The organism is Myceligenerans indicum, from assembly GCF_016742955.1.
GTDB lineage: Bacteria > Actinomycetota > Actinomycetes > Actinomycetales > Cellulomonadaceae > Myceligenerans > Myceligenerans indicum.
On sequence record NZ_JABBYC010000083.1, the window covers coordinates 1 to 8628 of the forward strand.

Here is an 8628-nt window from a genome sequence, read left to right on the forward strand (position 1 = left end):
CACCACCACCGGCCGGAACCGGCGCACGCAGCGACACGCGCACGCGAAACGCGCCCAAACGAGACCAACGGCCAACTCAGCCGAACCGCTCAGGCCGGGCCACACACCACGCGAAGGATCAGGGCTGAGCTGGAGGAACAGGTCGCAGCGATCCGATCGCTCATGACCAATCTCGATGTCGCTCAGGAGTCCGCGCTTGCCGCTGTCGAACAGCGCCGCGCCGCAGAGGTCGCCCTGGCTGCGCTCGAGACCGCGCGGGCTGATCAGGCGAAAGCCGAGGACGTCCGGGCCGCATTTCCGGCACGCCGAGAAACGCTGACCCAGGCGCGGGAGACCAACGCGAAGCAGGCTGCCCGCGAGAGTGTGCTCCAAGTTCGGCTCGAACAAGCCCAACGGATCTTCGCCGCGGCAAATGAAGCCGAGGAAGCAGCGAAGGAACTCCGATCGGCGGAGGATGCCGTTGCCATCGCCGAACAGGACCTTGCCGAGGCAAGGAAGGCCAAGGACGCAGCTTCAGCCGCCGGCGCAGAGCTGCCGTCCCGACGGAGAACGGCTGAAGAAGAGCTTGGCGGCCAGGCTGCGACTGCGGCGACGGTCGGTGAACTCATGGAACAGCTGAAGGCTGCCAAGAAGGTCGCGAAAGCAGCCTCGCAAGCCGAAGAGCTCCAGACGGTCGTCGAAGCGACCGACGCAGCTCAGGAGAAGCGACACCAGGAAACTGTCCATGCGGTCGAGGCCGAGCGCGCTGCCCACCTGGCTCGGATCGCTGGCGTTGCTGGCGAACTCGCGGCCGAACTTCAACCTGGCGACCCGTGCCAGGTCTGCGGCTCGACTGAACACCCAGTTCTGGCTCTTCAGCCGGCCGACGACGAAGTCTCTGCCGTCGAGCGCGTCGCAATGGCCACCCAACTCCGCCTCGAGGCGGAGGAACGTCTCCAAGACGCAGTAAGCATGGCCGCCACAGCGCGCGAGCAGCGGGAGTCGGCTACGGCTCAGGCCGAGGGCCTGACCACCGATGAGGCCCAGGCCCGCGTGGCACAGCTGACAGCACAGCAGAAGCAGGCAAAGGCGGCGGAGAAGCAGCGGGACGACCTCGCTGCGCAAGTCGACAAGCTCAACGACGAGATCGCTCAAGTCCAAGGAATCCTGGACGCTGCAATCGAGGACGTCACGGCCAAGTCGGACGCCCTCCACGCTGCCAGGTCCGAAGCGGGAACTGCGAAGGAACGTCTCGCAGGCCGCCGTGAGGCGGCGGCGAACAATACGTCGGACGAAGCCCATACCAGGGTCGAGGATCTCAAGGAGAGTCTGGCTGCCGCTGAACGGGCCGCCGCGCTACGCGACGAAGCGGTCGATTCACTGGCGAGACTCGACGAAGAAGAAGCCGAACTCACCGAGTCGGAATCCCGTCACCGCGAAGAGACCGCGGTTCTGGAGCAGCGTCACAAGGCCGCGCTCCAGGCTGCTGAGACGGAGGAGGAGCGGGCCACCAAGACACTCGATGCGGCAACCGAAATCCTCGGAACGACCTGCGACGGCGAGAGAGCCTTGCAGGTCGTCGAGCACCGGCAGGAGGAAGCCGCCGACGCCATCGATTGCCTTACTCGGGCACTCGACGCAGAGAGGGCCGGCACCGAGGCCGGCAATGCGCTGAAGGCGCACCAGGAACGGCTCGGTTCGGAACTCGCGGCTCGAGGATATGAGTCGGTCGAGGCCCTCACCGCAGTACTCATCGATGACGACCATCGACAGGATCTCACCACCCAGGTCCGCAGCCACGAGAACGAATACCACCGTGTCACGACGGCGCTCCAAGAGATCGAGGCCAAGGAGTTGCCCGAACCCACCGATGACGATGTCGCGGCCACCAAGCTCGGCTTCGAAGCCGCAGCGAGTTCGCTAACCAAGGCCCATGAGCGCACCACGATCGCCCGGACCCGCTTCGATGCCGTGAACAAGGGCGCCAGCCAGGTCGAGCGAGCCCTTGAGTCGCTCAATGAGGCGCGCGGCAAGGCCGAGCCGGTCATTCGCATGGCTCAAGCCGCAACCGGCGACCGGAGCGTCAACGATCGATCCATCACCCTGACGACGTTCGTCCTGATGCGCCGTTTCGAGGACGTCGTTGACGCTGCAAACGCCCGCCTCTCGGTCATGTCGAACGGCCGCTACGAGCTGGAACGTACGGACCAGCGCGAAAGCAAGTCCGGACGAAAGCTTGGCCTCGCGCTCCGTGTCGTAGACCACGACACCGAGAGATCTCGTGACCCAGCCACTCTCTCCGGCGGTGAGACCTTCTACGTCTCGCTCTGTCTCGCGCTCGGGCTCACGGACGTCGTCACCGCGGAGGCCGGCGGCGTCGACCTCGAAACCCTGTTCATCGACGAAGGGTTCGGCTCTCTGGACCCGGAGACCCTGGAGGTCGTGGTTGCCGAGCTCTCGCGCCTGCGCACTTCGGGTCGAACCGTCGGAGTCGTCTCCCACGTCGAATCGCTCAAGTCCGTCATCCCAGAACGCATCCGCGTCCGGCGTTTGAAGGTCGGTAGCACCCTCGAAGTCGTCGCATGAGGCCAACATTCCCATGAACTTGATGGACGAGGACCACACTCGCCGCACGCGCAAGGCTGTGGAGAGCATCATCGCGGAACGCGGTGCTGAACTCGTTGCGGCCTACTACAGCAAGCCATGGTTCACCGGCCGTCTCTTCGATGACCTGGGCGACAACGACCCCGTTAGCTTCACACCCGACGATGTCGTTGCAGCGTCTCTTCTCGATGTGCGATTCGGTCCCCAGGCCGTACGTGCACTGCTCATCGACCAGAGGGCCAGCGAGCTCCTGGCCGCCATCCCGCCGAACGTGGCTCTTTGGGCGGTCGGCGAGAAAGAGTACGACGCCGTTCTCGGGCGGGGCTCTGCAGCCTGGAGACTGTGGGACCACCTCATGGGCATCCCTGGCATCGGTGGGACCAGAGCCAGCAAGGTGCTCGCACGCAAGAGACCTGCGCTGATGCCGATCCTGGACTCCGTCGTCCGAGAGCGGGTAAGACTTGGAAAAGTGGATGCCTGGGCGTCGTTTCACGCTCTGCTTCAGGACTCGGAGCTGAGAGCGCGCATTGACGCTCTCGCGCACGGCGACCTGCCGCCGGAGGTCCGCCCGTCAACGCTACGGCTCCTCGACGTCGCCACTTGGATGAGGTACTCGCAGTCGCGGAACGCGCTGAAGGTCCGCAAACATCTCGGGCTGCCCGATTGAGCTTGTCACCAATTGGGATTCTGACCTGCAAGGACCCGTCGGACCTGCACGGCCGCGAGCACCCCCGCACCTCACACCGAGAAGTACTTCGTTTCCGGGTAATCGGCCTCTGACCAGCAGCGCTAGCGTTCGTGACCCTTCGGGAGCACGAATTGTGCACGCTTTGCTCAGCTAACCCGCGACCCGTACCCCGCCGCTGCGCGCCGACGCGTCCGACGACGGGATTCTCCCCGTACCTGCCAGGCATGAGGACCACGACCTCGCGCCGCACGGCCCGTTCCATGCTGCCCACCGTTGGTGGTCGCGTACAGGACCAGCCCGATGGGACGTGTGGCGCCTCAACGCCAGTTCTCCCTCTTCGCTTCTCCCGCTCGGAGCCCGTCGATCCACAGAGCCTGTTCCGCAGGGACCGCAGCCGCCACGAGTGGCTGGCGGCGCCGGCGTGGAACGTGCCGACGGAGGTGGCCTGATGGGACGGGCGAAGCTCAAGCCGGGTACCCACGGCAGGATCAGCGCGTGGAAGACAGGCAAGGGGCGCCAGTGGCAGGCGCGCGCCACTGCCCGCGACCTACTGGGCGAGTACCACCAACCGTCGGCCGTGGGCATGACCCGGGACGCGGCAGAGGACCGCCTGCAGGAGAAGCTCGACGACCTCCTCGGCACCACGGTGGTCGCCGCGATCACGACGGTCTCGGACCTGTGCTGGGACTGGTACAACCGGATCGAGGCGGAGTCGACGGCGTTCTGGTCACGCCCCGATGCGACCGAACGCCAGGGCGAGACGCCACCACGTCCACAGTCTCTCGTCCACACCAAGCGTGCGATCAACTACGTCTGCGCGGAAGACGGGGGCATCGGGAACCTCAGCCTGAACGAGGTCACCACTTTGACGCTGGAGCAGTGGCTCGATGGCCACAAGCGCATCTCCCGCGGGCGTGCCGAGGAGATCCGCGTCGCCCTGCGCGGCGCGTTCCGATCGGCAGTGCGGCTCGGGATCCTGCTAACGGATCCGATGGCGGGGGTCTCACCCGTGCGGCGACACGACCCGCGGCCGGTCGCGCTCGAGGCCGAAGAACTGCAGACGATCCGCCGGATCCTGCGCGAGGAGCGCACGCTCAACATCACCCGGACCACCGCCGACAACCTCGACGTCCTGCTGGTCCTGCTGCTCGGCGCGGCGCTGCGTCCCGGTGAGGGAGCAGCGCTGCGCTGGGGCGACCTGACACTGGACGGGAACCGGCCATCGGTCACGGTGTCCGGGACGCAGGTCGAACTCAAGGGCAAGAGCACCTTCCGGCAGGAGACGCCCAAGACCGACTCCAGCAACCGGACCATCCTGCTGCCACCCGCGGTCGTGGAAGCGCTGCGCAGCATCCGGCCAGAGCGCGCGAAGCCGTCCGACTGGGTGTTCCCGACCCGGCACGGAAACTGCTGGAACACCGGCAACGCGGGCAAGATCCTCGACAGGATCGTCTCCAAATCGAACGGGGCACTGAAGCCGGAGCGCGTCAGCTTCCACAAGCTGCGCTCCACCGCGGCAACCGCGATCGCCGAGGCGCACAACGATCACATCGCCGGCCAGGTCCTCGGGCACAAGCCCAAAGGCATCACCCAGCAGCACTACATCGCACGCCGCAACATAGCCCCCGACGTGCGCGCCGCGCTCCAGGCCCTGGTCGAGTCCTCCGACCCCGCGCCACAGCAGGAGGCGCAGGTTCTCCCCATGACCCCGACCGAGCCGCGCCGCACGGCTCGCCGCCACCTCCAGGTCGTGTCCTAGGAGGTCGGCGACTCTCGCTCGGCGCGGTGGCGCGTGTCGACACAAGGTGACGCCGGGACGCTGCGTTCCGGCGTCACCGCTGAACACGGCCACAGACGAGCGCGCAGTTCTGTCCGCGCATCCTGCACGGTCACCCGCCCGCAAGACAATGGACATGCCGGGATCAGCCCGCTACGCTTTGCGGTGGGCGGTCTGGACTGCCCCTCTCCGAGTCTGAGTCCCCACGCGACGAAGACGTCGAGGACAACGGATGCCGATCCAGAGCCGCAGTACCTGTTGGACCGAGATCTCTCTCATGTCGCAGGGCTTGCACGCGTGGGTTGCAGAGCCCGGAACTGAGATTGAGATGACGTCCGACAACCACTCCACCAACCGTGCGCTCCAGAAGGACGCGAGCGCATGGGCCGAATTCACCGGCACGAAGTACACGGCCGCACTGCGGCAGATGAAGGACCCCCTCGCTCAAGGCATTCTCGGCGGGCGGGTCGATGCCCGGCACCTGGTCGATGTTCTCGAAGAGCACTCTCTGATCGGGGCCCGCGGCGGCGGTGCCGTCCTCGGCGAGAACGGCGTCGGTGCGGAACCGTCGTGGACCTTCAATCGTCGGTCCGACTTCATCGAGCTGGCGCTCATCACGGACATGCTCCGGATGTTCACTCCCGTCGCAGCCGGCGAAACACCGGAGGTCAGCAGTTACTCCCTGAAGCACACCGCCGAGCGCTTCCTGAGCCCGCACTGCTCGTACGTGTCCAACGGCCGACTGATCTGGGCGGCGGCAGCACTGGGCCTCCCGATCGCCGCGCCATCCGATGGCGGCCCGAATCTCCTGATCGGGGTCTCCGAGCGCGAGCACGACTACGTCAACCGAATGGTCACCAGCGGGCGGACCCAGCCGCGTGCGCACCACTACCAACCCGCCGGCTACACACACCTGCAGACAGCGCTCGCGACACTTGCATCCGGTCAACCCTTCGAAGGCCACTGGGTCAGGCCCGCCTCGACCTCCGAAGAAAGGCCGTTCCACGACTGGCTGGTTCACCAGGATGGCCGCGATGACGTCGTCGGCGACTTCGCATCGGACTATTCCGCCGCTGTGCGAGCCAGCGACCACGGCATCGCACACACACCCGACGAACTACTGGCCATCCTGCGTGAGGTTCGGCCCTCGCCCGAGGCGTACGAAGCCGGGAGGCAAGCGATCGCTGAGTGGATGGACACGACGCCTGATTCCACACCGGTCCGCACCGAGCGGATCAGGAGCAGCGTGGAGGACGTCGACGGATACGGCGCCGGACGGGGGGACGTCGAGCGCTACGAGTACTGGTGCCCGTGCGGCGACGGAACGATCATCGAAGAACACGACAACGTGCCCGGCTTCCGCGAACACGACGTGCGGATCGACTGCGACAAGTGCCGCGCAGAGTGGCGCTTCGCCGACGGCCGATCCGTGCACGCGTGGGGTCTGGAGCCCATAGCAGCGAACGGCGCACGCTGACAAGCGACGCGGCATTCTCTGTAGCCCCATGGACTGGCACGGCCAGTCCATGGGGCTACAAGCCACTCGACTACCTGGCAGACCGGGCTGTCCCAGACCGTCGGCCCTGGCACTTCACCGATCGGCCATGGCGATTCGTCCGCACCTCCAGCGTGTGAACGAACGACGGGGCAGGACAACCGCAGCCCACACCACGCTCCCTGGCACCGGGTATTGCACGCCCTCGGAAGCTGCAAGAATTCTGGGCCTCTCGGTACACACCCTCGAGAAGTGGCGCCGAGCGGGGTATGAAGGCATCGGGCCGAAGTTCCGCATGCACGGGCGCCACGTTCGGTACGACCCCCGCGACCTGCTGGAGTGGAGCGAGTCGAGAGCCAGATCCTGAACCCCCGCCCTCGCACTCGATCATTGGCAGGTACATCGTCTTGATGCTGTCGAAGTGGGCCCACGCCTCGCGCCGTCGAGTCACGAATGCCCGCCGTGACATCGCATACGGCGTGCCGGCACAGGCTGGTGCTGGCCCGCCCTGAATCAGCAGCAGGCGTTAGCGCATACGCACACGCAGGCGACTGCGCATGTCGAGGACCGCTCGGTCGAGACCGATCACTCCCACGCATTGATTGGGCGCAAACGCAGCGGCTTGTCTGTCGACGACGCGTTGAGACTTGTCAACGGCGGCTGGCTGATGCCATGGCTGATGCGCGCGGCAGGCCAGTAGCCGGTTGCTCGAGGCGCGCTGGTAGGGCGGCTACGGAGCGAGGCAACCCACGTAGAACGAGGCGTCGGTCGGTTCGGTGAACGCCTCCTCGAGGAGGTCGAGCTGGAGCAGAAGCTCCTCGGCATAGCGGCGGGCGGTTCGCTGGAGCCATTCGGGCAGGAGGCCCATCGAGTCGTCGTCGGGATCGCGGGGCTGATCAGCGGCCGTCGTGCCGACCGCGTACAGATACGCGATGAGGTATCGCATGCCGGCCTGGGTGTCCACGGCGGCGTGGTTGTAGAGGTCATGCCCTGTGAAACTCCTGCCCGTGGCCTGGTCGCTCACCCGGTACCTGTACCGGTGACGAGGGACGCCATGTTGATTGTGGTCGTCGCCGACATACTTCAATGACAGGCGCACTCTTCCGGTCTGACAGGTGACATTTCCGTCGTGAACGGTCGAGGCGTAGGACGTGTCCGAGGTGCTCATGCCCGACAGGTGCTCGTCCGACGCCGGGCCTCGTTGACGTCCGCGTTGGGCAGTAGCGTGCGCGGCACCCGCACAGCCCTTCTACGTCAAGTCCCGACCGCCGGGGCCGCGGCCGATCGGCCGATCTGGACCGTGCTCGGGGCGCCCACCGCTGGGACGGGATCTGGTGTCCGGCCGGTCGATCGCTCTCGTCCCCGAGGTGCTCCGCTGGGCGGTCCAGAGGTCGTCGGCCGCGGTCATCGTGGTGTCGAGCGCGTCGACAAGGACTCGGCGCAGGTGGTCCGGGGCAACTCGTTCGTTGATGGCGTTGGCGAACAGATGTTTGAGACCGTCGTTCGGGTCAGCGTGCTTGGCGAGTGTGACCAGGACGGCGGGCTGCCAGCCAGCGATGTAGGTGGCGACCAGCGCCGCTGCGGCGAGTTTGGGTTGCTGCGCGGTCGGGGCGGCACGGAAGGTGCGCACGAGGGCGTCGACGCGGTCCTGGCGGGTCGCGTCGCGTATGGCGTGGGCGATGACGGCGTCGCGGGTCAGGCGGTAGGTGCTGACCAGGTGGGCGAGGGTTTGTGCGTGGGTGGGGTTGTCGGTGCGGCTGGTCGCGAGTGCGTCCAGAGCGCGGTTGGCGATGTCGGCCCGCAGGGCGGGTGAGGTCCGACTCAGCCGCTCGGCGGTCACGGTATCGAGTGGCTCGAACAGCGGCTCAGGTAGCGGTTCAACGGAGGACAGGGCCTTCGCCCCGAGAAGTGGACACGTCATCGTGTGGTCATGCGGCAGGCTGCAGCGTAGCTGTTTGAAGGTTCCTCTCGTAGTCGGCCGGGCTCTGGTTTCCCAGGCGTGAGTGGGGTCGTCGGGTGTTGTAGCGGGTGGTCCAGCGGAACACCGCGAGGCGTGCGGCTCGGGGCTGTCTCTTATACACATCT

Annotated in this window: 8 protein-coding genes; 5 read left to right on the top strand and 3 right to left on the bottom strand. The window is 66.5% G+C overall.

The window, feature by feature from the left end; genetic code table 11:
• The first annotated feature begins 162 nt into the window (after window positions 1-162).
• From HGK34_RS21320 to HGK34_RS21340, 5 genes are all read left to right on the top strand, one after another.
• The gene (locus HGK34_RS21320) at window positions 163-2565 is read left to right on the top strand and encodes an SbcC/MukB-like Walker B domain-containing protein (protein ID WP_201851267.1); all 2403 of its coding nucleotides are present in this window, start codon (window positions 163-165) and stop codon (window positions 2563-2565) included.
• 22 nt (window positions 2566-2587) lie between these two features.
• On the top strand, window positions 2588-3250 hold the full coding sequence (locus HGK34_RS21325) for a DUF6308 family protein (RefSeq protein ID WP_201851269.1): 663 nt from the start codon (window positions 2588-2590) through the stop codon (window positions 3248-3250).
• A gap of 469 nt (window positions 3251-3719) precedes the next feature.
• Entirely contained in the window at window positions 3720-5030 is a 1311-nt protein-coding gene (locus HGK34_RS21330) for a tyrosine-type recombinase/integrase (RefSeq protein WP_201851271.1), read from the top strand.
• 346 nt (window positions 5031-5376) lie between these two features.
• Window positions 5377-6525, top strand: a complete 1149-nt coding sequence (locus tag HGK34_RS21335) for a hypothetical protein (RefSeq protein WP_201851273.1) — start codon at window positions 5377-5379, stop codon at window positions 6523-6525.
• Between the two features lie 127 nt (window positions 6526-6652).
• A complete protein-coding gene (locus HGK34_RS21340; RefSeq protein ID WP_201851275.1) occupies window positions 6653-6910 on the top strand; it encodes a helix-turn-helix domain-containing protein in 258 nt (85 codons plus the stop codon).
• 363 nt (window positions 6911-7273) lie between these two features.
• Here HGK34_RS21340 and HGK34_RS21345 read toward each other — a convergent pair whose 3' ends face one another.
• The 3 genes from HGK34_RS21345 to HGK34_RS23380 all read right to left on the bottom strand — a co-directional run bounded on the left by HGK34_RS21345 (window position 7274) and on the right by HGK34_RS23380 (window position 8624).
• Window positions 7274-7567: a hypothetical protein gene (locus HGK34_RS21345; protein ID WP_201851277.1), complete on the bottom strand. Its 294-nt coding sequence runs from the start codon at window positions 7565-7567 to the stop codon at window positions 7274-7276.
• Between the two features lie 225 nt (window positions 7568-7792).
• Window positions 7793-8383: a hypothetical protein gene (locus HGK34_RS21350; protein WP_201851278.1), complete on the bottom strand. Its 591-nt coding sequence runs from the start codon at window positions 8381-8383 to the stop codon at window positions 7793-7795.
• Between the two features lie 88 nt (window positions 8384-8471).
• On the bottom strand, window positions 8472-8624 hold the full coding sequence (locus tag HGK34_RS23380; protein ID WP_372433175.1) for an integrase core domain-containing protein: 153 nt from the start codon (window positions 8622-8624) through the stop codon (window positions 8472-8474).
• Window positions 8625-8628: the final 4 nt, after the last annotated feature.

Coding starts and splice junctions, on each gene's coding strand:
- HGK34_RS21320 (WP_201851267.1), top strand. CDS start 163: ATGACCAATCTCGATGTCGCTCAGGAGTCCGCGCTTGCCGCTGTCGAA.
- HGK34_RS21325 (WP_201851269.1), top strand. CDS start 2,588: ATGGACGAGGACCACACTCGCCGCACGCGCAAGGCTGTGGAGAGCATC.
- HGK34_RS21330 (WP_201851271.1), top strand. CDS start 3,720: ATGGGACGGGCGAAGCTCAAGCCGGGTACCCACGGCAGGATCAGCGCG.
- HGK34_RS21335 (WP_201851273.1), top strand. CDS start 5,377: ATGACGTCCGACAACCACTCCACCAACCGTGCGCTCCAGAAGGACGCG.
- HGK34_RS21340 (WP_201851275.1), top strand. CDS start 6,653: ATGGCGATTCGTCCGCACCTCCAGCGTGTGAACGAACGACGGGGCAGG.